Consider the following 26,460-nt stretch of genomic DNA (forward strand, 5'->3'; position numbering starts at 1 on the left):
TCTATGTGTAGGGAATAGCTACTATTCTTTGCCTAAATCACGCAGCGGATGATCATCTTCACTCCACATGGGTGCAAAAAGGTCATCAATCACGCTGCTGTCCACTGCCGAGACCGTGGGAAAAATCCATTTCGGTTCGCCGCACTTATCAATCAGACGTGCCCGGACACCTTCCTGAAACTCGCCCAGCATGCCGCAGCGAACAGACAAGCCCAGCTCAAGCCGGAAACAGTCAGCCAGTGAAAGGGCTTTGTAGCTCGTCATTTGCCGGTAGCAAATATGCGCGGTGACAGGGCTGCCCTGTTTCAGGGTTGATTTCGCAGTTTCCAGCCAGGTGCCTAAACCATCAATCGACTGAATTTGCTGACAGATTTCACTCAGATCTCGCCCAACGCTGGCCGCCTGGATTTGAGGGAAATAAGGGATCATCTGGCTCGGCGGCCATGCAGATTTTGCCGATTCCGCCAATTGACTCAGGCAGTTTGTGACTGCCTTGCCTGAGTCGCCAACCTGCTGCCAGTCAATGGCCTGCAAACCGGAAAGCACCGCCTGTTTGTGTTCAGCCAGTAAAATATAATCGGCCATTTTCAGATCGAGCGCATCACTGGCATTCACACGTGCACCAGTCAGCCCCAGAAACAGTCCAATCCCGGCAGGTAGCTGATTCAGAAACCAGGTACCACCAACATCTGGGTACAAGCCAATCGTGATTTCAGGCATGGCCAGTATGCTGGTCGGGGTCACGACCCGGTGACTCGCCCCCATATACAGCCCGATACCACCGCCCATCACAATACCTTCACCCCATACGATCAGCGGCTTTTTGTACTGATGGATCTGATAATCGCAACGATACTCAACACTGAAATACTCAGTCAGAAACGCTTCAGGCGACGCGCCACTCTCACCGGCCTGCTTGTGGGATTCCGCTTCAAGCATGGCATGGTACATCGCGCGCACGTCCCCCCCCGCGCAAAAGGCTTTGCTGTGTTCGCTGTGAAGAAAAACACACGCGATATTACTGTCACTTTCCCAGTCCGCCAGTTGAGTGCTTAATTGCTTGAGCATAGGCAGGGTCAGCGCATTCAATGCTGCGGGATTATCCAGTGCCGCAACACCAATGCGGGAGCCGTCAGTACATTCCAGCTCGTTAAATGTCATTGTTCCTGTCATGATCTCTCCATTCATGATCTTTTCATGCTGCGTGCCCCCCATGACCATTGTGGCGAACACGACATCCAGTATTTCTGTTTTATTCGTTTTTCCAGACTGGTGCGCGTTTCTCCAGAAATGCATTCACCCCTTCTTGTTGATCGGCAGTATCAAACAGGCGGACAAAACGCTCCCTTTCCTGAATAAGCCCCTGATGTAATGGCGCAAATCTTGCCTGCTGTATCAAAGCTTTACAAGCAGTAACCGCTGTCGGGGACTGGTTCGCGACTTCCGCCGCCAGTTTCATTGCGGTTTCCAGCCCTTGTCCTGAAGCCACCACTTCTTCAACCAGACGAATGTCCAGTGCCTGCGAGGCGCTCACCCGTTCTCCACACAGAATCATGCGTTTTGCCCAGCCTTCCCCCACCAGCCAGGCCAGATTTTGTGTGCCACCAGCGCATGGAAGCAAGCCGACACTGGCTTCCGGCAGTGCCATCACCGCATGGGCCTCAGCAATACGGATGTCACAGGCTAACGCCACTTCCAGACCTCCGCCCATGGCATAACCGTTGATTGCTGCAATTGAGACTCCCCGGTAAGATGACAAGGTTTCAAAGGCCTCACCGAAGCAGTACGCCATGTCAGCCGCCACGCCTTTATCGCCGCTGGCGAAGAGTTTGAGATCGGCACCGGCAGAAAAGAATTTCTCCCCTTTTCCGGTCAGTACCAAAGCATAAATGGATTTGTCTGTATTCAGTGCTTCGACCAGAGATTTCAACTGATGAAGACTGTCTGCCGTCCAGGTGTTGGCTGGCGGATGATTCATGGTCAGTACCGCGACATGACCATCAATCATCACCTCAATCGGACCGCCTGTTTGTGTCAGTGGATGCATCTTTCCGCCCTCATATTCTTCATTTCCATGGATATAAGTCGCCTGAGTACGAAGCACATCATTCAAAGCAGTGCAGTATCATCGTTTAGTAACCGACGCGCGATGATCAAGCGCATGATTTCATTGGTTCCTTCCAATATCTGATGGACACGCACATCGCGGAAATGGCGTTCAATCGGATATTCCTGAATGTAGCCATAACCACCGTAGAGCTGCAGTGCCTGGTTACAGACAGCAAATCCCACATCAGTCGCAAACCGTTTTGCCATCGCGCAATAGGCCGTGGCTTCCGGATCCCCACTGTCCAGTTTACTGGCGGCATATCGCACCAGTTGACGGGCCGCCACCAGCTCAGTCGCCATATCAGCCAGTTTGAATTGCAGGGCCTGAAACTGAGCGAGCGGTTTACCGAACTGTTTGCGCTCTGTCATGTACTGCCGGGCCAGATTCAGCGCCTGTTGCGCGGTACCCACAGAACAGGTGGCAATGTTGATCCGGCCACCATCCAGGCCTTTCATGGCAAACCGAAACCCCTGACCTTCTTCCCCTAAGAGGTAATCAGCCGGAATCCGGACTTTATCGAATGTCACCGCGCGTGTTGGCTGGCTGTGCCAGCCCAGTTTTGGCTCTTTACGGCCGTAGCTGATACCCTCAGCATCGGCCGGCACGATGAACGCCGAAATGCCGTCAGGCCCGGCTTCTCCGGTCCGGGCCATCACAATCAGCAAGTCCGTCTCTCCGGCTCCGGAAATAAAAGCTTTTGCACCTGAGATTTCATAGTGATCCCCTAAACGCACCGCTTTTGTCGTCAGCGATGCCGCATCAGAACCGGCATTGGCTTCAGTCAGGCAATAGGATCCGAGCCATTCTCCGGTGATCAATTTCGGACAGCATTCCGCTCTTGCCTGATCGGTTGCAAAACTGGCGACCATCCAGCTCACCATATTGTGAATGGTCATAAATGCTGTGGTTGAAGTACAGCCCATGGCTAATTGTTCGAAAATGACAGAGGCGTCAAGACGGCTGAGTCCCATGCCCCCATGTTCTACCGGTGTATACAGGCTGAGAAAGCCCATTTCTCCGGCATTGCGTAACACATCTTTGGGAAACGTAGACGTTTCGTCCCAGCTGGCTGCCATGGGCAGTAATTGCTCCCTGGCAAACTGACGGGCAGCATCTTCAAAGGCACGTTGATCTTCATTGAGTTCAAAATCCATTGCTCACTCCGGCACAGGTTGTCATCAATGATCCATATTAATGGTCAGGTTAGGCCCTTTCGGGATGTCGTCATCAAACCAGCGCGCTGTCACCGTTTTGGTCTCTGTGTAAAAACGGACGGCCTGTTTGCCATAAGCATGTAAGTCACCATAGAAACTGCCACGCCAGCCTGTGAACGAGAAAAATGGCAATGGCACAGGAATCGGCACATTGATACCTACCTGACCGACCTGGATCTCATGCTGAAACTTGCGCGCTGCCGCGCCGTTGGCGGTGAAAATTGACGTGCCGTTTCCGTAAGGGTTGTTGTTGATAAGCGCAATGGCTTCTTCAAGCGAACCCGCTTCGACACAGACCAGCACAGGACCAAAAATCTCCTCGCGGTAAATGCTCATCTCAGGCGTAACGCCGCTGAATAAGGTCGGCCCAACCCAGTTCCCGTTCGGGTAATCTTTCACCGTGCATTCACTGCCATCCAGTTCACACACCGCCCCTTGCGCTTTCCCTTCCTGAATCAGTCGCAGTACCCGTGTTTTGGCTTCCGCGCTAATTAGCGGGCCGTATGCGGCATCTTCCTCATCCCAGCCGCCGGGCTTCATGGCTGCCATGGCTTCTTTCAGTTCGGGTATCCAGGCTTTTGCGCCGTCAACAAACACGGCAACCGAAATTGCCATACACCGTTGACCGGCCGCCCCGACGGATGCCCCCACCAGATTGTTGATCACCTGTTCTTTGTTCGCATCCGGCATGACAACCAGATGGTTCTTCGCACCCGCAAACGCCTGAACCCGTTTCAGATTATGGGTGCCTGTCTGATAGATATAGCGGGCGACCGGCACAGAGCCGACAAAAGACACAGTGCGGATATCCGGATGTTCCAGCAGATGATCAACCTGGGCTTTGCGGCCATGGACGACCTGAAGTACACCGGGAGGCGCACCGGCTTGTTCGAACAATTCTGCCAGCCGGACAGAGGTCAGAGGCACCTGATCGGAAGGTTTCAGCACGAAGGTATTCCCGGCCGCGATAGCCAGCGGAAACATCCACAACGGGATCATGGCCGGGAAATTGAACGGCGTAATACCGCTGCAAACACCCAATGGCTGGATCAGAGAGTAAGTGTCGATGTTCGTGGCGACGTTTTCAGTGGTTTCCCCCATCATCAGGCTGGCAATGTTGGCAGCCTGTTCAACCACTTCAATGCCGCGCCAGACATCCCCTTTTGCGTCGGCCAGAATTTTGCCGGTTTCACTGGAGAGCAAACAGGCCAATTCATCATGGTGTGCTTTGAGCAGTTGCTGGTAACTCAGCATCAGTCTGGCCCGTTCAGGCACAGGGACCGTCTTCCATTTCTCAAAGGTGGCTTTGGCACTGGCGATGGCTTGATCGATCTCGGATGTCAGTGCGCAAGGCAGATGGGCGATCACTTCATTGGTCGCGGGGTTGGTCACATCGACCCATTCATCGGACTGCGACTGGCAAAATTTTCCTTCAATAAACAGAGGTACTTTCTCAATCATTGTCACGTCCTCTCAGCTGTCTTTCCATTGTTGGCGTTACTGCTGCCAGGTACGAATATTATAGAGCTGGTAATTCGATAGCGATCGCAGTGGCTTCCCCGCCACCGATACATAGCGAGGCAACGCCTTTGCTGACGGCGCCGTCTTCCTGCTGTTTACGACGCAGGGCATGGATCAGGCTGACGATGATACGGGCACCACTGGCCCCTATCGGATGGCCAAGCGCGCAGGCCCCGCCATGAATATTGACCTTGTCGGCGTTTAAATGCAGTTCACGCACCGCAATTTGCGTCACGACCGCAAACGCTTCATTGATTTCCCACAGATCCACGTCATCAACTGACCAGTTCAGGTGATCCAGTAACTGACGGATAGCGTTGACCGGTGCCAGGGTAAATTCAGACGGCAGACGGGCATGGGTTGTCTGACCGCGAATGATCGCGATGGGCGATAAACCATGGTGACGGGCAGTTTCACTATCCATCATCAGCAACGCGGCTGCACCATCGGCAATGGCGCTGGAATTGGCGGCTGTCACTGTGCCGTCTTTAGCAAATACCGGTTTCAGCTGCGGGATCTTGGCCGGATCCACTTCATTAGGATGCTCATCCGTCTTCACCAGACGCTCCCCCCGACGATCAGCCACTACGACGGGACAGGTTTCCTGATCGAACCAGCCATGCTCTATCGCCAGCCTCGCTCGCTCGACTGACATCGCAGCCCAGTCATCCATGTCTTCCCGGCTGAATTGAAGCTCATCCGCAATCTGCTGGGCATACACGCCCATCAGTTCACCCTCGTAAGCATCCTGCAATCCATCCAGGAAAATGTGGTCTTCCGTTGTCTGGTGCCCGAGGCGAAAACCGCCCCTGGCCTGCCGGAGAAGATACGGTGCGTTGGTCATGCTTTCCATGCCACCGGCCACTGCAGTGTGAATACTGCCGGCACGGATCATATCTGCAGCCAGCATCACGGTTTTCATTCCGGATCCGCACACTTTATTCACCGTCACGCAGCCGGTCGAAATAGGTAAGCCGGCATTCAATGCCGCCTGACGGGCCGGTGCCTGGCCACAGCCGGCTGGCAGTACACAACCCATCAGTACTTCGTCAATGTTCAGTCCATCGGGCTGTTCGGGGGCGAGTTCATCGGCGAAAATTCCAATACTTTCCAGGGCGCCTTTGATCGCATACGCCCCCAGTGTCGTTGCTGATAAAGAAGAAAACTGCCCCTGAAAACTGCCCAGCGGGGTTCGCTTGGCCGACACGATCCAGACTTCCTTTTCAGGCTGCTGAGACTCGCCGCGTTGGGATGCGGCTGTCTTGGTGGTGGTTTCCATGACCCGGCTCCACTTTTCTTGACGTTTACGTAAGCATAGCACTAACATTTACGTAAACGTTAAGAAACAAAACAACAACAATGTCACTTCTATTTGGTTGATAGGCGTACAGAATTGTTGCCATGATGCCGGCCAGGCCAGCGTTCTGACACCACTCTGTGACCGTCGGTTATTCAGTCCCGCTTCATCCGTAACGAGAGGACAGCAGCGTGGTGGACACCTTTAAGATCAGTGAACTTGCCAAAGAATTTGGTATCACCACCCGCAGTATTCGTTTTTACGAAGATGTGGGACTGCTCCAGCCAGACAGGGAAGGTGCGATTCGCATTTATCAGCGGCGGGACAAAACGCGGCTGAAATTAATTTTGCGGGGAAAACGACTGGGGTTTTCGCTGGCCGAAATCCGCGAACTGTTTGACTTGTACGACACCAACCAGAGTGACGGTCAATTGCGGCAAATGATCGCCATGATCGACGAAAAACAGCACAAACTTCAACGCCAGTTAAATGACATCAAAGTTGTGATGGAAGAGCTCAATGCCGCAAAAAGCAGATGCAAGCTGGCACTGAACGGTAAAACGAAAGAAAAATAACCCGTTGGCAAACTGCCAACTGAGCATGACAACATTTTGTTGAGAATACAGCCGTTTCTCAGGACCAGTCCGTTCACCGGACTAAGGGAGATCCGATGAAAGACCTGTTTACCCCACTCAACTTTGGCCTCGGCGAAACGCTGAATATGTTACGCGATCACGTCAACCACTTTGCCGCCGATGCCATCGCCCCCATTGCTGAACAAATTGACAAAGACAATCAGTTCCCATCGCACTTATGGACGGCGCTGGGTGAGATGGGTCTGTTGGGAGTGACTGTCAGTGAAGAATTTGGCGGAGCCGGCATGGGCTATCTGGCGCATGTGGTCGCCATGGAGGAAATCAGCCGGGCTTCTGCCTCAGTCGGGCTGAGTTACGGTGCGCACTCCAACCTGTGCGTGAATCAGATTTTCCGCAATGGTACCCAGGCCCAGAAAGAAAAATACCTGCCTGGTCTCATCAGTGGTGAGCAGGTCGGCGCGCTGGCGATGAGTGAAGCCAATGCGGGTTCCGATGTGGTCAGCATGCAGCTCAGGGCAGACAAAAAAGACGATCGCTACATTCTGAACGGCAACAAAATGTGGATCACCAATGGACCGGATGCCCATACCTTTGTCGTGTACGCCAAAACCGCTCCTCAGGCAGGATCGAAAGGCATCAGTGCCTTTATCATTGAACGCGATTTCCCTGGCTTCACCCGTGCCCAGAAACTCGACAAATTAGGCATGCGCGGCTCCAACACCTGTGAGCTGGTGTTTACCGACTGCGAAGTGCCGGCTGAAAACCTGTTAGGACCAGAGAATAAAGGCGTCGAAGTACTGATGAGCGGACTGGACTATGAACGTGTGGTTCTGGCAGCCGGTCCGCTGGGGATCATGCGCGCCTGTCTGGATGTGTGCCTGCCCTATATTCACGACAGAAAACAGTTCGGAAAGTCCATAGGGGAATTTCAGTTGGTACAAGCCAAAATCGCGGATATGTATACGCGCATGAACGCGGCCCGTGCCTATGTTTACACGGTTGCTGCGGCTTGTGATCGCGGTGAAACCACTCGTCAGGATGCCGCGGGCGTCATTCTTTACTGCGCAGAACTGGCCACCCAGATGGCACTGGATGCGATACAACTGCTGGGCGGAAATGGCTATATCAACGAATTTCCAACCGGGCGTCTGCTGCGGGATGCCAAGTTATACGAAATTGGTGCAGGAACATCGGAAATCCGCCGCATGCTGATCGGCCGGGAGTTATTTGAGCAAAGCCGCTAAACGGAATTGTTCCACGGGATCAACAGCACACATCTTACAGGGACAGGCATCATGGCAATCTTAGACAGTCATATCCAGACACATGACTCACAGTTCCGGCATAACCAGCAGGCCATGGCTGAGCTGGTCGATGAGCTTCACACTCGCCTCGCATTTCAGGTGCAGGGCGGTGGCCAGAAAGCACAGGACAGGCAAAGAAAAAAAGGCAAACTCCCCGTCAGAGAGCGGATCGACAATTTGCTTGATTCAGGCAGCCCCTTTCTTGAAATCGGCCAGTTTGCGGCCTGGGAAGTCTATAACGAGGCCATCCCCTGCGCGGGAGTTGTGGCCGGTATTGGCCGCGTGTCCGGCACAGATGTCATGATCATCGCCAACGATCCGAGCGTCAAAGGGGGCACTTATTACCCGCTGACCGTGAAAAAGCATTTGCGGGCACAGGAAATTGCCGAACGCTGTCACCTGCCCTGCCTGTACCTGGTCGATTCCGGCGGCGCGAACCTGCCCCATCAGGCTGAGGTTTTTCCGGACAAAGATCATTTCGGACGGATCTTTTTCAATCAGGCCAGAATGTCAGCCAAGGGGATCCCACAGATTGCCATCGTCCTTGGCTTATGTACCGCAGGCGGTGCTTATGTGCCCGCCATGGCCGATGTCGCCATTATGGTGAAAAACCAAGGCACCATTTTTCTGGCAGGTCCGCCCCTGGTCAAAGCAGCCACCGGTGAAGATGTCAGCGCGGAAGAATTGGGAGGCGCCGATGTGCACTGTAAAACATCCGGCGTTGCTGATTATTACGCCGATGATGAGCGCCACGCCCTGGCTTTAGCCAGACAGGCGATCGCCAGTTGTCACCGTGCTGCATCACTGGCTGAACAGCCAACCTCAGTGCTGCCTCCCCGATACCCTGCCAGCGAGCTCTACGGCATTGCCGGCACCGATCTGCGCAAACAAATTGATGTCCGAGAAGTCATCGCCCGGCTGGTTGACGGGTCTGATTTTGATGAATTCAAAGCCCTGTACGGCGAAACGCTGGTCTGCGGTTTTGCCCGTTTACACGGCTACCCCATCGGTATTGTTGCCAACAACGGCATTCTGTTTTCCGAGTCTGCGCAAAAAGGGGCGCACTTCATTCAGCTATGCAGCCAGCGCAACATCCCACTGTTATTTCTGCAAAACATCACTGGATTTATGGTCGGGAAAAAATATGAAGCAGAAGGGATCGCCAAGCATGGTGCCAAGATGGTGATGGCGGTGGCCTGTGCCAATGTGCCGAAATTCACTGTCATTATCGGCGGCTCTTATGGTGCAGGTAACTACGGTATGTGTGGCCGTGCTTACGATCCCACCATGATCTGGATGTGGCCAAACGCCCGGATATCCGTGATGGGCGGTGATCAGGCGGCCGGTGTACTGGCACAGGTCACGCGGGACAGCAAAGCGCGTCATGGCGAAACCTGGTCAGCCGAAGAGGAAGAAGCTTTCAAAGCCCCGATTAAAGCACGCTATGAGCGAGAGGGATCGCCGTATTTTGCCAGTGCCCGACTGTGGGATGACGGGATTATCGATCCCGCGCAAACCCGGGACGTACTCGGTATTGCTTTACAAGCGGTAGCCAATGCGCCTGTAGAAAATACGCAATTTGGCATATTCCGGATGTAACCGCCGACAACTGTGAGGAGGGAATATGACCTCTAAAATTACCCCGGTGTTTCAGTACAGCGATACCGCAGAAATTCTCCATGCGACAGCCAGTGACCCTGTGCTCTGCACCATCAGCCGTCAGGGAGTTGCCACACTCACACTGAACCGTCCGGATAAAGCGAACGCCTTTGATGATCAGCTGATTGCGGCAATTCGGCATTATCTGCAGCAATTGGCAAGCCGTGCTGAGGTATCCGCACTCGTGTTACGGGCGGAAGGCAAACATTTCTCGGCCGGTGCTGATTTGCGCTGGATGAAAGCCATGGCACGGAAAAAACGCCATGACAACCTGAATGACGCGCAGGCGCTGGCCTGGTTGATGAATGAGCTGGACACCTTTCCTCACCCCACCATAGCTGTGGTGCAGGGGTCGGCTTTTGGTGGTGCGCTGGGTCTGATCTGCTGTTGCGATATTGCCCTGGGCAGCCAGGATGCGCGCTTTTCTCTCAGCGAAGTCAAACTCGGACTGATTCCTGCAACCATTGCCCCGTACGTCTGCCGTACCATTGGCCAGCGTCAGGCCAGACGATTGATGCTCACCGCTGAAACTGTGGATGCTGACACAGCGCGTCAGTTGGGCATCCTTCATGAAATCTGCGATTCAAATGATAAGAATACCGCCGATTCTGCAAGCTTATTCGATGAGATGCTGCAACAGACCCTTGATCGCTTGTTGGCGAACAGCCCGGCGGCGATGGCTCAGGTCAAAACCCTGTGCAAGCTGTGTGAACAGCGGCCGATCGATACGGATCTGATTCGGCAAACCAGTGAAATGATCGCCGATATCCGGGTTTCCCCTCAGGGACAGGAAGGACTGAACGCATTTTTTGACAAGCGTCATCCATCCTGGGTGACAAACAATACGGCTGGGCAAGGAGACCACAATGAGTAAACCAGAGGACTTGCAACCCGTTTCTGAACATCCTGCTCTTGCCCCTCAACACACAAGGATACGCGACATGGGCAATTCACTGACACCTATCCGTCGCTTGCTGATTGCCAATCGGGGAGAAATTGCCTGTCGGGTGATTCACTCTGCCCAGCTCATGGGTATCACCACAATTGCGGTGTATTCTGATGCCGATCGCCATGCCAGGCATGTCCGCATGGCGGACGAAGCGCTGTATATCGGCCCGTCCCCTGCTCTGGATTCTTATTTGGCTATCGATAAGCTGATCAATGCTGCGAAAAACAGCAAAGCTGACGCTGTGCATCCCGGTTACGGTTTTTTGTCTGAAAATGTGGCGTTTGCCAGCGCCTGCCAGCAACACAGCATTATCTTTGTCGGACCGGGTCCGGATGCCATGGCGGCGATGAGCTCAAAATCCGATGCCAAGGCCATCATGGAAACAGCAGGTGTTCCCCTGCTGCCCGGCTACCATGGCGAAGATGACAGCCTGACTAATTTAACCGCCGAAGCGAGCCGCATTGGTTTTCCTGTCATCCTGAAACCAGCGCTGGGTGGCGGTGGGAAAGGCATGAAAATTGTGTATCAGCAGAGCGAACTTGCCGAGGCTGTGCTATCGGCAAAGCGGGAAGCAAAATCCGCTTTTGGAGATGACCACTTACTGTTAGAGAAATACCTGACTGAGCCCCGTCATATCGAAGTCCAGATTTTTGCTGATCAGCACGGCCACTGTGTTTATCTCTCGGATCGGGACTGTTCTGTTCAGCGACGCCACCAGAAAATTATCGAAGAAGCACCAGCGCCCGGCCTCAGCGACGCACTTCGCCAGCAAATGGGCGAAGCGGCGGTTCAGGCCGCACAGGCCATCGACTATGTCGGTGCCGGGACGGTCGAATTTCTGTATGACGCCCGGCAGCACACCTACTTCTTCATGGAAATGAACACCCGGTTGCAGGTCGAGCATCCGGTGACTGAAATGATCACAGGTCAGGATTTGGTGCAATGGCAGATTCGGGTTGCCGAAGGCAAACCCTTACCGCTGACCCAGTCTGAGATCCGACATCAGGGACATGCCGTAGAAGCCAGGCTTTATGCCGAAGATACACAGCACGGCTTTCTTCCCGCCTCTGGCCTGATTCACTTTCTCAGTGAGCCGAATTCCGGGGCATTTTCTGTGGGTGCGACGCACACAAACCGCGTACGCATCGACAGCGGCATCACACAAGGTGACACCGTCACAACATATTACGATCCGATGCTGGCGAAAGTGATTGCGTGGGGTGAAGACAGAACTTCTGCGCTCCATCAATTGCAATCTGTCTTGTCGCGTTATCAACTCGGCGGAGTTGCCACCAATATCAGTTATCTGCAGCGAATTCTGGCTCACCCGTCTTTTATTCAGGGTGAACTGTCCACGCATTTTATCGAACAGCATCAAGACGTCCTGCAGGCACAGGTTGACAGCACTATCGACGTACAGACATCAGATGGCGCAGGTTATCAGTTACCCCGTCACTTAGTGCTCAGCGCAGCCAGTCTGTGTCTGCTGCAGAACGCAACAGATCACCAGACCGGCTGGCGGCTCAACCAACCGGCACAGCACCTGATCACTTTGTATGATGCTGAAATGGCTGCAAACACTTTTCGTTTCATCACTGACAATGACGATCGTAACCAGCTATGCCTTACCCAGTGTTCAGTCGGTTCTTCGCTGCATGCAAGGCATGACGAACAGGTGCTATCCCCGCTGCTCTTGCGCTTGCTGGCAGCAGACTCGGTTCAGCAGGTTACGGACGTGACCCTTGAAGTTGATGGAAAACACGAGCAGATTCGTCTTGTCTTCGATCATGCGGCACAAACTGTCTTGTCATTTACCGAACAGGAGCAATACGCTTATCAGCTCCGTCCAATTTTCGGCGCACATGAGTCCGGCGCCAAAGACAGTCCTACCGCGCCTTTAAATGGCATCGTAGCAGAAGTACTGTGCCAGCCGGGCGACAAGGTAGAAAAAGATCAGGGCCTGATTGTGATTGAAGCCATGAAAATGGAATACACAGTCCGCGCTCCCCATCAGGGCCAGGTACTCGCCGTGTTAGCAGGCGCAGGGGATCAGGTACAACATGGTCAGGAGCTGGTGCAAATCAGTCCAGCGACCGATGCAGTCGATTGAAACCAGAGTGTGTAAACAATGACAACTTTTTTTCCTGCCACCAGCGATCTGCCGAGTCGGGTGAAAATCGTCGAGGTCGGCCCGAGAGACGGTCTTCAGAATGAAGCCAATGTCAGCCTCAGCGATAAAGTTCAGCTCATTGATATGCTGTCCGCCACAGGGCTGACACATATTGAATCCGGTGCTTTCGTTTCACCCAAATGGGTGCCGCAGATGGCCGACTCAAGCGAGGTACTTCGGAGCATTCACAGAAAACCTGGGATTGTCTACTCTGCCCTGACACCCAATGCCAAAGGCGTTGATCTCGCCATTGCAGCCGGCGCTGATGAAATTGCGATTTTTGCCGCCGCGTCGGAAAGCTTCAGCCAGAAGAACATCAACTGCAGTATTGCCGAAAGCCTGGTTCGTTTCGAGCCTGTATTACTGAAAGCCAAAGCACACCAGCTCCGCGTTCGCGGTTATCTTTCCTGCGTCACGGATTGCCCTTACGAAGGACAGACGGCACCGGCGCAAGTTGCCAGTGTTGCCAAACTGCTGTATCAGATGGGCTGTGATGAAGTGTCACTGGGCGATACGGTTGGTAAAGCCACGCCGCTACGGTTTGCCCGTATGCTGGACGCCTGCCTTTCTCATATTCCAGTGGATGCGCTGGCAGTCCATTGCCACAACACCTGGGGTCAGGCACTGGCAAATATTTATCAGTCACTGCTGATGGGGATCTCGACTGTGGATGCCAGCGTCGCGGGTCTCGGCGGGTGCCCGTATGCGCCGGGCGCAAGCGGTAATGTGGCGACCGAAGATGTGGTGTACCTATGCGAACAATCCGGGATTTCAACGGGCGTTGATCTTATGAAGCTGGCTCAGGCGGGCGAGTTCATTTGCAGGCAATTGGGTAAACCCCCGGCTTCCAATGCCGCATTGGCACTATTATTCGCAAGCAAAGCGTAGCAGGCAAAGCGGGTATTAATCCCTCCTGACGGGTTAAAAATATGGCCAACCCAATGGCTGGCCATATTTTTTACTCCGGTGAGGCAAGTCAGTCAGAGCGTAAATATCGCTGCTCTGCTTCCAGCTCATTCACCACTCGCCATACCTTCTGCTCACGTCGTTGCTTTGTATCCGATGACATAGTCAATCCGGCACCTTTCAGCGAATCTTCAGGCCCGACATACTGATCGATATGCTCATTAAACAGAGTCCGAAACTCTTCCATCGTCGGCATGCAATAGTGTTCGTTTTCGTAGACTTCGAAAATATGTTCTACTTTTAGTGAGATATCACGTTTGATTCCATCAAAATCTGACATATCCATCTTACACCTCACCACCAATTCCAATAACCCATACAGACTTGTACAGATTTTCTAATCCAGATTAGTGTAGCCCAGTTCTGTGACAATAAAGTTGCCGTTTGAAGGACAAAATAGTCGCAAATCATTCCTATTTGCGATAACTCACCGCGGCAAAAGCGTTTTCCCCCCAACCTGACTGAACGCCTGTTGAGCAATTTCATTTGTTACTTACAAAAATCCGATCATCTTCGAATTTTTAATTCTCAATATTAAATGGCTTCGTCCTGCGCCTGATGGCTATACTCAAATGGCTTGAGTTTCAATTTGTTAGCATTCGGTTTCGAGGGCTTACATGAGATGTCTGCTACTTTTCAGGACCATACTGATACCGGCCATCTGGCTTGCATTGCCTGTGGTGTGTCTGGCCGATGACCCGCCAGAGACAGATCCCCGGCTGCTTTACGAAGAGGGACCGGAAGACATCATCTTTTCAGACTGGCTGGAAGACACCCAAACCTCCCTGTCTGAAACCATTATCGACATGAGCTCAAATATCGACCATTTTCTCAGTCTCGAAGACGATGAAGAGCCAATGATCAATGAAAGTTACCTGCGAATTCGTATTCAACCGAACTACTCACACAGGGAATACTTTGAATTTGACTCAAGTGTCTCTTTGCGTATGGATCTGCCTCACACAGAAAAAAACTGGAAGCTGATCTTTGAAACCGACCCGGAAGATTTCGAAAGCCTGGAAGACAAAGAACGCGGACTGGTAGAAACCACCCGTACCGGCAACCGCGGTGCTATTGGCGGCGTCCGGCTTGAAAGCCGTCAGGTTGGTGAATGGTATGCCGATTTTGATGTCGGTCTGAAACTCCGTTTGCCGTTGGATCCTTTTACCCGGGCACATTTCCGACGTGTGGACAAACTCGGTGCAGGTTGGACGGCTCTGTTACAACAGGAAGTTTTTTATTTCCACAGCCGAGGCCCCGGCAGCGTCACGTCTGCTGACTTCTATTACGCTGTCGATCCCACAGAACTGACCATTCTCAGAGCCGGAACAAGTGCACAATTTCTGGATGATGACAATAACTGGCAGTTCGTGAATCTTGCCGAGATTTATGACAGAGTCAGCAGCCGTAATCTGTTCACTTACACCATAGGTGTCAGCGCAAACAGCCGGCCCGATCTCGCGGTTGAAAACGCCTGGGTCGCCTTTAGCTGGCAACGCCGGCTCCATAAAAACTGGCTGTATATGAAGCTCACCCCCACCATCAACTTTCAGGAAGAATTCGACTATAAAGCCAACCCTGGCCTTCTGGCCGAAATAGAGCTGTATTTCACCAAAAACCGGCAGTTTAATCAGCTTTACCGCAGCATTCCACGCCCCTGATGTTACGACAGGGTAAACCACTCAAAGCCAGTGTGTAACAAATCGGTTCCAGAACGAATAGTTAAGGCGAAGTCCCCTCTGGGTTGTTACAATGCCGGCCATGATGCCTGCAAGCACGGTTCGATATATCACATGAACACAGCTGACTTTCATGGCAGACCGTGCTAACCCCTCATTCTTCGTGGTTAGTCAGATTCACCACCGATTACAGGACACATAACTTGAGCCATGCCGACATTGCTTCGACCTCGTCGAACGATAACCCGTTGCTATTTTCAGCGCTGCCATTAAAGACTGAACTGCTGGAAAACCTAGCCACCATTGGTTTTACTGAAATGACGCCGATTCAGGCACAAAGCCTGCCATCCATCCTCAACGGCAACGATGTCATCGGCCAGGGCAAGACTGGTTCAGGTAAAACCGCCACTTTTGGACTGGGTTTACTCAACAAACTGGATGTAAAACGGTTTCGTATTCAGTCGCTTGTACTGTGCCCGACCCGCGAACTGGCCGATCAGGTCGCGCAGGACATCCGGACGCTGGCTCGCGGAATTCACAACATCAAAGTGCTGACCCTGTGTGGCGGTGTGCCTATGGGCCGGCAAATCGGCTCTCTGGAACACGGTGCCCATATTATCGTTGGTACGCCTGGTCGCGTGCTCGATCACTTAGAGCGTGGCCGTTTAAGCCTGAGCAATCTGAATATGCTGGTGCTGGATGAAGCCGATCGCATGCTGGAAATGGGTTTCCAGCCCGCATTGGACGCCATCATTGAACAGGCCCCGCAACAGCGGCAGACCCTGCTGTTCAGTGCCACGTTTCCAAAGCAGATCCAGTCTGTTGCGGAACAAATCCTTCACAAACCTGTGACGGTGAAAGTCGCCTCGACGCATGAAAAAAGCACCATTGCCCAGTCCTTTTACCGTTTGGAAGACAACCAAGCGCGCATGCAGGCATTGCGACTGCTGCTGCTGGACAAGCAACCGGAAAGCGCCGTGGTGTTCTGTAATACCAAGCGCGAAACCCAGCAGGTTGCCGATGAATTAGCCAATTACGGCTTCAGTGTGTTAGCGCTGCACGGCGATCTGGAACAAAGAGACAGAGATCAGACGCTACTGCAATTTGCCAATAAGAGTGCCTGTATTCTGGTGGCCACAGATGTAGCAGCCCGCGGACTGGATATTGATGCATTAGACGCCGTCTTCAACTACCACATGGCCCACGATACCGAGGTGTACATTCACCGTATCGGTCGAACAGGCCGTGCTGGCAGCCAGGGGAACGCGTACACCTTCTATGGCGAAAAAGATGGCTACAAGATGGCGTTGCTGTCTGATCATTTTGAACGCGAGATCACCAGCGATCCGCTGCCTCCAGTGACGTTACTGAATAACAGACCGGCAGTACCTGCCATGGTCACCCTTCAGATTGATGGCGGCAAGAAGCAAAAACTGCGTCCTGGTGACATTCTGGGTGCACTCACAAGCAATAACGGCATTGAAGGTTCGCAAGTCGGAAAAATTCACATTACCGATTTTCGCGCTTATGTAGCTGTTGACAGAAAAGTCATGAAAAAAGCGCTTGCTAAGATCACCAGTGATAAAATCAAAAGCCGCTCTTACCGGGCCAGAGCTTTACGCTAATGACGGATTAATAGCTGTTGGCTGTTGAATGAGCCCTCAGACCATAGCGTATGAAAAACGGACCGTCATTCACTGTGACGGTCCGTTTTTTTCAGCACCGATTCGTTGAGCGATCAGTGCCCGGTTACGAAAGCAAGTACCGGTCCTGTTCCTGTTTCGTAAATCAGTTTCACCGTCATCAATAAGGTGACCGTGATAAAGATTGGCCGCACCACTCTGTCGCCGTTGCGAATCACGACTTTGCTACCCAACACAGACCCCAGCACCTGGGCGACGCCCATGATCAGCCCAATCTGATAATTCACACTGCTGATTGAGATAAAGAAAATCAGCGACACCAGATTGCCCATCAGATTTAATGGTTTCGTGGCAATACTGGCCTGCTTGATCGTGTATCCCAGCAAGATGGCAAATGCGATCATCCAGATCGCCCCTGTGCCCGGCCCGAAAAAGCCATTATAGAAGCCAATGATCAGCCCCATAGACAACATGAAGGTCCGGGACGAGACCTTCGCCTGCTGCGCCACAACATTCTTCAGACGCTTAGACAAAATGGAATAAACAGTAATAGCAACCATCAGAACAGGCAGCAGCGCCCTCAGAATGTCCGCCGGGAACAAGCTGACGGCAAACGAACCCGCCGTTGCCCCAATTGCCGTTGCTATCATGCCAAGCAACAGGCCGGCGAGGTTCACTTCTTTGTGCCATAAGTAGGTCACAAAGGATGTCAGTTCACCAATCACTGCCTGTAAGCGATTCGTCCCCAACGCCGTCAGCGGTGGCACACCCGCCAGCAAGAGACTCGGCACCGTAATTAAACCACCGCCACCAGCAATAGCATCGACAATTCCGGCAATGAATGCCGCACAGAACAGCATCAGTAACACGCTGTCTGAAGGAGCAAAGGCCAGGGATTCCAACATAGTTTTTCCTTACTTTTTTAACGACTTTATTCATCAACGCCATGCACAGCGCTCCAGCCGTTTTTGAGCGCCGTGCATGTCTGTTGTTTAACGCATTTTCGAACGAACAATGAGACGGTGCATCACACGTAACTGGCCGTAATAGTCGTTCACGGCATGATGCTGAAGGCCACGGTTATCCCACAAGACAATGGTGTCGTTTTCCCACCGCACTCTTGCAGTGAACTCATCGCGGGTGATATGGCTATAGAGATAATCAAGAATTGGTGCGCTTTCCTCAACAGACATCGATGTAAAGCGGCTGGTGTGCTCAGCGTTCACGTAGATCCCAGGGATCCCTGATTCTTCATGTCGCTTGGCAGAAAAATGTGAAGCACTAAAGAAGGTGTTCGCCATGGCGATATCTGTAAAATTCACCAGATGCGGTGCTTTTGTCCCCGCTTCCTGAATTTTATTTGAAATGAATTCCGCTTTTTCAGACAGCAAAAACTTCTGCATCCCTTCCGACAAAGCGGCAAACGCTTTCTGGGAATCTGAAAATACGGTATCTCCCCCGACTTCCGGGGTCTGCTTCGCCGCCAGCAAAGTGAAATCGGGAGGGCACTCCAGATAAGTGGAGTCGACATGCCACACACCACTGAATACATTTGTGTGCTCAGGTTCTTTGCGGATTTCGACAATTTCAGGAAAGCCTTCAATGCCGCTGGAAAACGGATAGCGCTGTACTTCGCCAAGCCGTTTCGCAATCTGCATCAGTTGCTGAGGTGATGTGTCCTGCTTGCGGAAAATGAGTAGCTTGTGCCGAATCAAAGTCGAGTACAGTTCATCAAATTGCTCAGAGATCAAAGTAGCGAGTTGTTTGTTGGTAAACTCCAGGCCAAAGCTTGGAGCCAGGGGCTTCTCTTCACTAGCCAATGAAGCCATTGTTACGTCAAGACGAGTCATTGTAATCATTCCACTCTTAATCAGTTAGAAGGAGCGGACATAGTTGTAACCTTGTTGCATGTTAAGTTAAATTAATCTTTATTTATTCCCATATTAAGATTGAGATTAATGATAAATTCTCAGGATATTGAATTTTTCAGTGTGATTGCAGACAGCCATTCTCTGGCGGCTGCCGCCAGAAAGCTTAATGTGACACCACCCAGTGTCACCCAGCGTCTGCAGGCATTAGAGCGCAAAATGTCCGTCACTTTGGTCGACAGAAATCTGAGAACCACCAAACTGACGCAGGAAGGAAAAAAACTGGCCCGGGAAGGCAGAGAGATCCTGCTGGCGCTTGAAGCCCTTCAGAATGACCTCTTATCGAACCAGTCCATGATCGAAGGCAAACTGAATGTTCTTGCACCGCTGGGATTTGGCACAACTCATATTGCGCCACTGATTGCCAGGTTTCAGCATCAGTACCCAAATCTGGTGATTGATTTAACGCTCACCGATAAGCCCAGCTGGTCTCACCCGATCAAACCGGATGTGATGATCTATATCGGCCAGTTAAAAGATTCATCACTGCGCTGCATTCACCTGGTTGAAAACAAACGCTACCTGCTTGCATCGCCTGATTATCTTGCTTCCGCAGCATCACTGAAAACACCGGAAGATCTTCATCAACACTCATGTATCGCCCTGAAAGAAAATGATGAAGATGTCACCATGTGGAAATTTAACCTGCCGTCGAAACAAATGATCAGCATCCGAATCGAGCCGAAATTGTCCTGCAATGTCGGACAGGTCGCTAAACAGTGGGCACTGGATGGTTACGGTATTATTCAGCGTTCTGAATGGGATGTCAGTAAAGAAATCGATCGTGGTCTGCTTATCCCGGTGCTGACAGACTATCAGCTCCCTAAAGCCAATATCGTGGCCTTGGTGTCAGCAGAGAAAAGTAAGCGATCCCGTAAACTCAGCCTGTTTCTTGATTATCTGAGCAATCATTTGCCACAGCGCTGGTAACGTAAAACGATATGAATAAAGATGCCTCGCCTGGTGTAAGCGCGTATACCTCATGGCGCTAAAGACTGTTTGCAAAGCCGCAGTCCGGCCTTTATTTAAACGGAATGATCACCCCCATGCTGTATAAAGTCGGGTTCATGTCATTCAGCCCGACCAGCGTACTCGCTTCAGCGTAACCAATCCATTTGTCGTTAAAAGCACCTGATACGCCAGCATGAAACCGACCGTAAAATTGATCGTTGGACTGAGTAATCACAGGCAAGTCACTGCTGGAGTACATGGATTTAAACTGACTGATGATACGATCTGAATGGTATTGGTAGTCATAATGCAGGTAGCTTTTCACATAGGGCTGGAAAAGCCCTAAGCTGGTACGGAAGGGCTTGGAAATGGTCGCGCCGGTAATAAAGGTGGTCCCTTCCAGTTTATTGACATCATCAACCTGTGAAATTACATAGTTTGAATTGCCTTTCGACAGTCTCTCGTTATATCTGTCCCTGTCTGACAAGGTGTATTGTACTGAACTTTCCAACGCAATTTTGGCATAAGGGTAATCAATCACATAACCACCGCCCAGCATAAAAACCCACACGTCAGAATCGGCATCATCCATACTGCTGACCACGGGATCAGTATACATGTTCACCTGACGGCTCATATCTGTGTCGATCAGTGCATAACTGGCAGTAAAATCTAGGAACCACTCGTTTTCGAAGTAACTGAAATAACCCGATGCGACCAGACCGTCAATATCGTTACCGCCTTCATTTTCATAATCAGACGATTGGTAAGAAGGCATGCCCAGCGCTAAACCAAACAGGTAATTATTATTCAATAGATAGTCGCCACCCATGGTCAGTGAATAACTGTTATTCGCTGGTGCGGTGCGATCAAACGGGGACGATTTGAAATGAAACTGTGGCTGTGTGCGATCGACACGCATATAGGTACCCAAGCCACTCTGCGAATTTTCGGCATACGTCGAATTGGTGTAATCGCCGCTAATAAAAGAAGAACTGAAGGTGCGAAGACGACTGTCTTCCCGGACACTGCTGGTTCGTGAGCTGATATCACCGGGGTATAAAGCAAAAGCTGAAGCATTCAGACTGGCGGCTGGGTGAAGGGATTCTTTCTTACTGGGTTTGTCGACCCTGACATCGCTGGCCATTGACGATAAAGAGTCAATCACCTCATCGGATACCGAACTGACGAAGCTGAATTTCCCACTGTCTGCCCATGTGAATGATGGTAAGATGACTGCCAGCACAACGACAGACAACCCGACACCGCGACACTGATGTGCGCTCTTCATACAGCCCCCTAAACTACACGCTTTTTGATATCCGTACGCCTTTATTAGACGTATCTAATGCATCGTCTCAAGTGCTTTCCTCTTGAGTATAGGGAGGTGAAATTTTGAGCAGTGTCGCAAAAATAACACTGCGATTTTTTTGCGATTCGAAGTATTACGCCTCAGTATGTAATGAATACAAAACCCTTGAGCAACTCGTTGAAGTCTGGCTATTTACTTTTCTGACACTGGACCTGATGCACAGCACCAAACTTTTTTCTTTTTTTATGGACATGCCGGGAGGTAGACATGAAATCCCTGATAGCCCCCTTGTTTATCGCCTCCCTGGCAGCTTTTCCTGTACAGGCAGATGATCTGGAACAGGCCGCAAAAGATGTCTGTGGCTGCCTCGCCCAACCCTATGCAGAACTCGAGAAAGCCTTACAGGCCATGAAAACAGACAAGGGCAATGACCTTTCCAGTCTGATGAGTTCCAAAGGTGAGCTCACCAAAATGATGGAAGCCACACAAAGCTGCATGGAAGATCTCAGGAAACAGTATCCAGAGATCGACGCTGATAAAGCGTTACAAAAACAGGTGATGGAAAAGACCCGGCAGTATTGCCCTAACCCGTTAGAAACGTTGGATCTGAAAGCGCCGGCGGGTTGAGGATCATTTTCGCTGAGATAAATACGCTTTGTCTGTCATTCCCATGACGATAAGAAGTGAGCACAACAATGAGTGTAATTTCAGTAGTGTTGTCGGTTTGACGCGCTTGAGTCCGGTGCTTTTCTCAACTGTGTACGACGCGCGCCAGTGACTCTTTGCTGGCACAAAGCGTAACCAGAAATGCCTTTTGTTCTTTGATGTTGGCCGGGACGGTTGTAGGCGCTCCCGGCGCCGACAACCTGAAAATTCGTCCTGAATTTTCCCCTGGGGTTGTGAATTGCTTCAATGTGGCGCAGGCGATAAACAAGTGATTTCAGGTAAGACGGAAAGTTTGTCGCGCTTGAGTTTGGCGCTTCTCTCTACTGTGTAATACGCGCGCCAGTTACTCTTTGCTGGCACAAAGCGTAACCAGAAATGCCTTTGGTTCTTTGGTGCTGTCCGGGGCGGTTGTAGGCGCTCCCGGCGCCGACAACCTGAAAATTCGTCCTGAATTTTCCCCTCGTTTTTTCAGAAATTTAAGTTTCTAACTCGTTGCTGGTCAAACACAATTCAAATTCTTGTGTCAAATCTCTCACATTCAATTAAAAACTGAATCTTTGAATGTTTATTAATGTGCGGGCCAAAATGACACAAAGATGAACACCAAAATCAAATTGGCTTCTGAACGAGATGAGAACAAACCTCAAGGATAAATTCAGCCCTTTCTCGAACTGAAAGCTTTGGAACTTCAATCAGTTCATAACCGAACTTTTTGTACGCGTTCACCATTTCATGATAGGTCGCGACCGCTTCATTAAAATCTTGTTTACGCTCGATGTCATTTTCATAGATTGTTTCCCAAGGTGGGAAAATAAACACATTTTTGTGATAAATCAGCTCGCGACAACTTCTTAACAAGAGCTCTGAAACGGTTATTTGTTCAAGCTGACTATAACCATATGAATCGATGATACTCCGGTCAAAGAAGGTCAAAACTGAATCATCATGTACTTTGTAGTTGTTCAGTTCTTCAAGAACCATGGCATCACGAAATGCCACTTTATCTTTCCAGGGTAAAGCAACCCCATTCCGCTCAATTTGTGTTTGAATGACCTTACGGCCAGCTTCTTTAGCGCTTGGGTATCCCAATTGCTCTAAAAAATTGATCACTGAGGTTTTTCCTGAGCCAGGGCCACCCGTAAAAACGACACGATTATTCAAAAAAACCTCCCAAAACGGCTAGCGAATGACATGGACTACCTTCTCACGAGTTTCTGGCTTGAATATGTCTGATTTCAGGCTCACCGATGGCCCCGATTTAGCCAACCATAGCTCAAGAATCCACGGAGAAGATAACCAAAGCCAGATGTTGATTCACAGACAATCATCCGTCCTAAACCCTTAAAGATACTTCCCAGTTTCACACCCAATATTACTTTCTTAATAAGAAGCGGCGTAAGTCTCTTTCTACTCGCATGACAAACAAGATATACACTTTTTCAGCCTCATACTTGTAGAAAATACGGCAGGGATTAATCACGATTTCACGGTAATTTAAATAATCCAGTTCAGGCGGTACACGTCCTGATTCCGGGAAGGTTTCCAGGCGTTCAACTTTTGCAAAAATGGTTTGAACCAGTTCTTTGGCAGCGACAGTATTTTCAAGGGCTATATATTCAGCAATCTCGTTAAGATCAGATAACGCTGGTTCCGTCCAGATTATTTCAGCCATTTTGACATTCTGTCCTTCGCTCCATCATGACTCACACTCTTACCGTCCGCTAATGCGCGCTCTCCTCGAGCGATCCCTTCAAGGATTGCTAAACGATTTTGCATAAATTCATAATCATCAACATCAACGAGATAAGCTGACGGCTTACCGTGCTCAGTAATCAGCACTGGCTCTTTTGTTTCATGAAGATCAGCAAGGATCTTCGTCGCTTGGCGCTTCAGTGATGTAACCAGTTCAACTTTCATTCAAGCCACTCCATGAAAAGGCAAAAGTGATACTATTCTATCACTTGGAGTATAGCAAGTTTGATACAGACGAATGAATGGTATGAATGCCCTCTGCAGTCTCAGCCATAATCAGATAATTCTGATTCAGAATTTTGAGGAATCCGTCATCCCACAATCTATTTAAAATCATGATTTTTATGTTATTTAAATGAATCATGTCTGGAAAGCGTCACATTTTCACAGTCGTTCGAAGCCGTTGTAATCAGGACTCTGCAAAGTCGCTCAACGCATTGCCTTCAAAGCGGTAATACTCTTTTTCCTGGACCAATCTGGCCCCGATAGAGACGTAGAATTTTCCTGCTGCCGGATTCGTACGTTCTGCCGTCCAATCCAGACGCTGACAATCATGACTCACAGCAATTGAAGCCAAGTGTCTCATCAACGTCAAACCAACACCTTTACCCCGCGCTGAAGCAGAAACATACAGGTCTTTCATATACATCTGGCCAGAGAGTTTTGGGGCGGGAAACATCATCGCATAGGTCGCGAATCCAACAACCTTATCGTTATCAAAGGCCGCAACCACTTTCACACCAGAGTGCTCTGAAAACACTTGCTGACATAAGTAGTTAACCAATTCGCTCTCCGTTGCTGCTTTATCTCCAAAGTAATACTTCTCAAGCTCAATAAAAATTTAGAGGAGATCAAGACAACTCTCCTTACTCACTTGCTTTATGTAGTGGTTTAATAAACCCGGACACCATTTAAGGTGGTAAAGTAGCCACCAAAGAAAGAGGTGTTCAATGACCAAAAAACGACGCTCATTTAGTCCTGAGTTCAAGCGTGAAACTGCAAGTTTGGTACTCGACCAGAATTATTCAATACCTGAAGCATGTCGCTCCGTTGGCGTCGGAGAGACGGCACTTAGACGTTGGGTTGAGCAACTCAGAGCTGAGCGCGGAGGCCAAACACCAACATCGAAAGCACTCACGTCAGAACAACAAAAAATTCAGGAGCTTGAGGCACGAATCAATCGCTTAGAGCGGGAAAAAGCGATTCTAAAAAAGGCCACAGCTCTCTTAATGTCGGACGAACTCGAACGTACGCGCTGATAGACCAGTTGAGGGAACATGAATCGGTTCACTTGGTCTGTTCAGTATTCGACATTTCTTCATCCAGTTATTACGAGTACAAACAACGACAACAACGCATTGATGTTGAACGCATGGAACTTCGTAGCGAAGTCAATCGACTCTTTACACTCAGCCGAGGTGCTGCCGGTAGTCGTACAATCACCTGGATGATGCGTGAACGCCGTTATTCCATCGGTCGTTTCAAAGTCAGAGCGCTGATGAAAGAAGCGCAGCTTATCAGTAAGCAGCCAGGTCCACATGCTTACAGGAATGCGACCGTTGAGCGGCTGGATATTCCGAACCGTCTCAACCGAGAATTTCATGTGTGTGGCCCTAATCAGGCTTGGTGTGGTGATATCACTTACATCTGGGCTGGTAATCGGTGGTGCTATCTGGCTGCTGTGATTGACCTGTTCCGTCGTCGTGTTGTCGGTTGGGCGATATCAGATAAACCAGATGCTTCATTGGCCGCAAAGGCTCTGACCATGGCCTATGAGCAAAGAGGCCGGCCACAAGGTGTACTGTTTCATTCAGATCAAGGCTGTCAGTACACCAGTCGTCTGTTTCGCCAGCATCTATGGCGTTATCGCATGACTCAAAGCATGAGTCGTCGTGGTAATTGCTGGGATAACGCACCGATGGAGCGGTTGTTTAGAAGTCTGAAATCGGAGTGGATACCAGCAACAGGCTATCCATCGTTCACAGACGCAACTAAAGATATCAGTCGTTATCTGATGGGCTATTACAACAGGGAAAGGCCACACAGCTACAATGATGGTATTCCGCCTGCAAAGGCAGAAAATCAACCTAATTTACTGTCCGGAATTAGTTGACCACTACATTAATATCACAAATATTCCTTATCTGTGATGCCCTGAGAATACGGCGGGCATCTTTAGCGCCTTTTAACGAATGAGAACGCAGTCTTCCCTTGCATAACCTGCCGCTGTTGTTATCAATCGAAGGAGCCAGGGCGAGAGCATGAACAGATCAAGATCACATAATAGATTCAACTTAGGCTATTCAAAGACAGTAAACACAGTCATATCAGCTCTGAACAAACCGAATAGTGTGATCTACATTCCTTCGTGATCTAGCCCTGTCGAAGGAGCCCATGCAGCCTGATTTGTTTCATTGCTGGCGGCTAAACAACAGGTTGGCTCCAGATACTTCGAGAAAAGCAGCGCATGCTCTGTTAAAACACTTAGCCATTTTCGGTTTTGTAAACCATTGCCTTTAATATATTCCTAATATGACATAAATAGGCTGCCCCTAATATTTTTATTACCAGAAATAGAGTCTCGGATGCGTACAGCACAACAGCTAAACCTGAAGCAGCTAATGCAATCATCACCGAAAATGCTGCAATTCGACCAAGGCCAGCTATGAAATCAGATTTGAAATCCGTAGCATCCAGCATTATTCATAAACTATAGGTTATTTGGTCCCGGAGTCATGTTAAG

At 50.5% G+C, this 26,460-nt stretch carries 24 protein-coding genes and 1 pseudogene; 11 read left to right on the plus strand and 14 right to left on the minus strand.

What is annotated here, in order from left to right:
* Nucleotides 1-21: 21 nt before the first annotated feature.
* The 5 genes from LN341_RS20800 to LN341_RS20820 form a co-directional block, all read right to left on the minus strand.
* A complete protein-coding gene (locus LN341_RS20800; RefSeq protein ID WP_046221458.1) occupies nt 22-1,173 on the minus strand; it encodes an enoyl-CoA hydratase/isomerase family protein in 1,152 nt (383 codons plus the stop codon).
* Between the two features lie 79 nt (nt 1,174-1,252).
* Complete coding sequence (locus LN341_RS20805) at nt 1,253-2,047, minus strand: enoyl-CoA hydratase (RefSeq protein ID WP_234205640.1); 795 nt, start codon at nt 2,045-2,047, stop codon at nt 1,253-1,255.
* Between the two features lie 62 nt (nt 2,048-2,109).
* Nucleotides 2,110-3,264 (minus strand): acyl-CoA dehydrogenase family protein, encoded by a 1,155-nt coding sequence (locus LN341_RS20810; protein WP_234205642.1) that lies wholly within the window; start codon nt 3,262-3,264, stop codon nt 2,110-2,112.
* Between the two features lie 24 nt (nt 3,265-3,288).
* Nucleotides 3,289-4,785 (minus strand): CoA-acylating methylmalonate-semialdehyde dehydrogenase, encoded by a 1,497-nt coding sequence (locus LN341_RS20815; RefSeq protein ID WP_234205644.1) that lies wholly within the window; start codon nt 4,783-4,785, stop codon nt 3,289-3,291.
* Nucleotides 4,786-4,843: 58 nt separating this feature from the next.
* Nucleotides 4,844-6,124, minus strand: a complete 1,281-nt coding sequence (locus LN341_RS20820; protein ID WP_234205646.1) for an acetyl-CoA C-acyltransferase — start codon at nt 6,122-6,124, stop codon at nt 4,844-4,846.
* A gap of 212 nt (nt 6,125-6,336) precedes the next feature.
* On the opposite strand from LN341_RS20820, the gene LN341_RS20825 reads away from it, so the two are divergent.
* From LN341_RS20825 to LN341_RS20850, 6 genes are all read left to right on the plus strand, one after another.
* Entirely contained in the window at nt 6,337-6,717 is a 381-nt protein-coding gene (locus LN341_RS20825) for a MerR family DNA-binding transcriptional regulator (RefSeq protein WP_046221459.1), read from the plus strand.
* Nucleotides 6,718-6,812: 95 nt separating this feature from the next.
* Complete coding sequence (locus LN341_RS20830) at nt 6,813-7,982, plus strand: isovaleryl-CoA dehydrogenase (protein ID WP_046221362.1); 1,170 nt, start codon at nt 6,813-6,815, stop codon at nt 7,980-7,982.
* A 51-nt stretch (nt 7,983-8,033) separates the two neighbouring features.
* Entirely contained in the window at nt 8,034-9,641 is a 1,608-nt protein-coding gene (locus tag LN341_RS20835; protein WP_234205648.1) for a carboxyl transferase domain-containing protein, read from the plus strand.
* A gap of 25 nt (nt 9,642-9,666) precedes the next feature.
* Entirely contained in the window at nt 9,667-10,575 is a 909-nt protein-coding gene (locus LN341_RS20840) for an enoyl-CoA hydratase-related protein (RefSeq protein ID WP_234205650.1), read from the plus strand.
* Entirely contained in the window at nt 10,568-12,760 is a 2,193-nt protein-coding gene (locus LN341_RS20845) for a biotin carboxylase N-terminal domain-containing protein (RefSeq protein ID WP_304622704.1), read from the plus strand. The genes LN341_RS20840 and LN341_RS20845 overlap by 8 nt, the downstream gene beginning before the upstream one ends.
* Before the next feature lie 18 nt (nt 12,761-12,778).
* Nucleotides 12,779-13,708: a hydroxymethylglutaryl-CoA lyase gene (locus LN341_RS20850; RefSeq protein WP_234205651.1), complete on the plus strand. Its 930-nt coding sequence runs from the start codon at nt 12,779-12,781 to the stop codon at nt 13,706-13,708.
* An 88-nt stretch (nt 13,709-13,796) separates the two neighbouring features.
* Here LN341_RS20850 and LN341_RS20855 read toward each other — a convergent pair whose 3' ends face one another.
* Nucleotides 13,797-14,072: a hypothetical protein gene (locus LN341_RS20855; RefSeq protein ID WP_046221367.1), complete on the minus strand. Its 276-nt coding sequence runs from the start codon at nt 14,070-14,072 to the stop codon at nt 13,797-13,799.
* Nucleotides 14,073-14,403: 331 nt separating this feature from the next.
* Here LN341_RS20855 and LN341_RS20860 point away from each other — a divergent pair, with 331 nt between their 5' ends.
* Together LN341_RS20860 and dbpA are read left to right on the plus strand one after the other, a co-directional pair.
* Nucleotides 14,404-15,447: a hypothetical protein gene (locus LN341_RS20860; protein WP_234205653.1), complete on the plus strand. Its 1,044-nt coding sequence runs from the start codon at nt 14,404-14,406 to the stop codon at nt 15,445-15,447.
* 266 nt (nt 15,448-15,713) lie between these two features.
* Nucleotides 15,714-17,090 (plus strand): ATP-dependent RNA helicase DbpA, encoded by a 1,377-nt coding sequence (gene dbpA / locus LN341_RS20865; RefSeq protein ID WP_144409082.1) that lies wholly within the window; start codon nt 15,714-15,716, stop codon nt 17,088-17,090.
* Nucleotides 17,091-17,203: 113 nt separating this feature from the next.
* Here dbpA and LN341_RS20870 read toward each other — a convergent pair whose 3' ends face one another.
* Both LN341_RS20870 and LN341_RS20875 read right to left on the minus strand, forming a co-directional pair.
* Complete coding sequence (locus tag LN341_RS20870) at nt 17,204-18,013, minus strand: TSUP family transporter (RefSeq protein ID WP_046221368.1); 810 nt, start codon at nt 18,011-18,013, stop codon at nt 17,204-17,206.
* An 87-nt stretch (nt 18,014-18,100) separates the two neighbouring features.
* Entirely contained in the window at nt 18,101-18,937 is an 837-nt protein-coding gene (locus tag LN341_RS20875) for a TauD/TfdA family dioxygenase (RefSeq protein ID WP_234205656.1), read from the minus strand.
* Between the two features lie 129 nt (nt 18,938-19,066).
* On the opposite strand from LN341_RS20875, the gene LN341_RS20880 reads away from it, so the two are divergent.
* Entirely contained in the window at nt 19,067-19,966 is a 900-nt protein-coding gene (locus LN341_RS20880) for a LysR family transcriptional regulator (protein WP_234205658.1), read from the plus strand.
* 91 nt (nt 19,967-20,057) lie between these two features.
* Here the strand turns inward: LN341_RS20880 and LN341_RS20885 are convergent, their stop codons facing one another.
* Complete coding sequence (locus LN341_RS20885) at nt 20,058-21,278, minus strand: autotransporter outer membrane beta-barrel domain-containing protein (RefSeq protein ID WP_234205659.1); 1,221 nt, start codon at nt 21,276-21,278, stop codon at nt 20,058-20,060.
* Between the two features lie 288 nt (nt 21,279-21,566).
* Here LN341_RS20885 and LN341_RS20890 point away from each other — a divergent pair, with 288 nt between their 5' ends.
* Complete coding sequence (locus LN341_RS20890; RefSeq protein WP_234205661.1) at nt 21,567-21,926, plus strand: hypothetical protein; 360 nt, start codon at nt 21,567-21,569, stop codon at nt 21,924-21,926.
* 648 nt (nt 21,927-22,574) lie between these two features.
* Here LN341_RS20890 and LN341_RS20895 read toward each other — a convergent pair.
* From LN341_RS20895 to LN341_RS20910, 4 genes are all read right to left on the minus strand, one after another.
* Nucleotides 22,575-23,126, minus strand: coding sequence for an AAA family ATPase (locus tag LN341_RS20895; RefSeq protein WP_046221372.1), 552 nt, complete (start codon nt 23,124-23,126; stop codon nt 22,575-22,577).
* Nucleotides 23,127-23,337: 211 nt separating this feature from the next.
* Nucleotides 23,338-23,637: a type II toxin-antitoxin system RelE/ParE family toxin gene (locus LN341_RS20900; RefSeq protein ID WP_234205663.1), complete on the minus strand. Its 300-nt coding sequence runs from the start codon at nt 23,635-23,637 to the stop codon at nt 23,338-23,340.
* Nucleotides 23,625-23,882, minus strand: coding sequence for a type II toxin-antitoxin system Phd/YefM family antitoxin (locus tag LN341_RS20905; RefSeq protein ID WP_234205665.1), 258 nt, complete (start codon nt 23,880-23,882; stop codon nt 23,625-23,627). The genes LN341_RS20900 and LN341_RS20905 overlap by 13 nt, the downstream gene beginning before the upstream one ends.
* 244 nt (nt 23,883-24,126) lie before the next feature.
* On the minus strand, nt 24,127-24,558 hold the full coding sequence (locus tag LN341_RS20910) for a GNAT family N-acetyltransferase (RefSeq protein ID WP_234206614.1): 432 nt from the start codon (nt 24,556-24,558) through the stop codon (nt 24,127-24,129).
* Between the two features lie 109 nt (nt 24,559-24,667).
* Between LN341_RS20910 and LN341_RS20915 the strand changes: the two genes are divergently transcribed.
* A protein-coding gene (locus tag LN341_RS20915) for an IS3 family transposase (protein ID WP_234205667.1) occupies nt 24,668-25,830 on the plus strand; the annotation gives its coding sequence in 2 pieces (ribosomal slippage) (nt 24,668-24,923 and nt 24,923-25,830; 1,164 coding nt in all).
* 298 nt (nt 25,831-26,128) lie between these two features.
* Here LN341_RS20915 and LN341_RS20920 read toward each other — a convergent pair.
* Nucleotides 26,129-26,424, minus strand: a pseudogene (locus LN341_RS20920) (hypothetical protein).
* Nucleotides 26,425-26,460: the final 36 nt, after the last annotated feature.

It is taken from the genome of Photobacterium sp. TLY01 (assembly GCF_021432065.1).
Classification (GTDB): Bacteria; Pseudomonadota; Gammaproteobacteria; order Enterobacterales; family Vibrionaceae; genus Photobacterium; species Photobacterium halotolerans_A.

Bases quoted from the DNA above. Each gene is read 5' to 3' on its own strand.
- LN341_RS20800 (WP_046221458.1), bottom strand. From the start codon at position 1,173: ATGACAGGAACAATGACATTTAACGAGCTGGAATGTACTGACGGCTCC.
- LN341_RS20805 (WP_234205640.1), bottom strand. From the start codon at position 2,047: ATGCATCCACTGACACAAACAGGCGGTCCGATTGAGGTGATGATTGAT.
- LN341_RS20810 (WP_234205642.1), bottom strand. From the start codon at position 3,264: ATGGATTTTGAACTCAATGAAGATCAACGTGCCTTTGAAGATGCTGCC.
- LN341_RS20815 (WP_234205644.1), bottom strand. From the start codon at position 4,785: ATGATTGAGAAAGTACCTCTGTTTATTGAAGGAAAATTTTGCCAGTCG.
- LN341_RS20820 (WP_234205646.1), bottom strand. From the start codon at position 6,124: ATGGAAACCACCACCAAGACAGCCGCATCCCAACGCGGCGAGTCTCAG.
- LN341_RS20830 (WP_046221362.1), top strand. From the start codon at position 6,813: ATGAAAGACCTGTTTACCCCACTCAACTTTGGCCTCGGCGAAACGCTG.
- LN341_RS20835 (WP_234205648.1), top strand. From the start codon at position 8,034: ATGGCAATCTTAGACAGTCATATCCAGACACATGACTCACAGTTCCGG.
- LN341_RS20840 (WP_234205650.1), top strand. From the start codon at position 9,667: ATGACCTCTAAAATTACCCCGGTGTTTCAGTACAGCGATACCGCAGAA.
- LN341_RS20845 (WP_304622704.1), top strand. From the start codon at position 10,568: ATGAGTAAACCAGAGGACTTGCAACCCGTTTCTGAACATCCTGCTCTT.
- LN341_RS20850 (WP_234205651.1), top strand. From the start codon at position 12,779: ATGACAACTTTTTTTCCTGCCACCAGCGATCTGCCGAGTCGGGTGAAA.
- LN341_RS20855 (WP_046221367.1), bottom strand. From the start codon at position 14,072: ATGGATATGTCAGATTTTGATGGAATCAAACGTGATATCTCACTAAAA.
- LN341_RS20860 (WP_234205653.1), top strand. From the start codon at position 14,404: ATGAGATGTCTGCTACTTTTCAGGACCATACTGATACCGGCCATCTGG.
- LN341_RS20870 (WP_046221368.1), bottom strand. From the start codon at position 18,013: ATGTTGGAATCCCTGGCCTTTGCTCCTTCAGACAGCGTGTTACTGATG.
- LN341_RS20875 (WP_234205656.1), bottom strand. From the start codon at position 18,937: ATGGCTTCATTGGCTAGTGAAGAGAAGCCCCTGGCTCCAAGCTTTGGC.
- LN341_RS20880 (WP_234205658.1), top strand. From the start codon at position 19,067: ATGATAAATTCTCAGGATATTGAATTTTTCAGTGTGATTGCAGACAGC.
- LN341_RS20885 (WP_234205659.1), bottom strand. From the start codon at position 21,278: ATGAAGAGCGCACATCAGTGTCGCGGTGTCGGGTTGTCTGTCGTTGTG.
- LN341_RS20890 (WP_234205661.1), top strand. From the start codon at position 21,567: ATGAAATCCCTGATAGCCCCCTTGTTTATCGCCTCCCTGGCAGCTTTT.
- LN341_RS20900 (WP_234205663.1), bottom strand. From the start codon at position 23,637: ATGGCTGAAATAATCTGGACGGAACCAGCGTTATCTGATCTTAACGAG.
- LN341_RS20905 (WP_234205665.1), bottom strand. From the start codon at position 23,882: ATGAAAGTTGAACTGGTTACATCACTGAAGCGCCAAGCGACGAAGATC.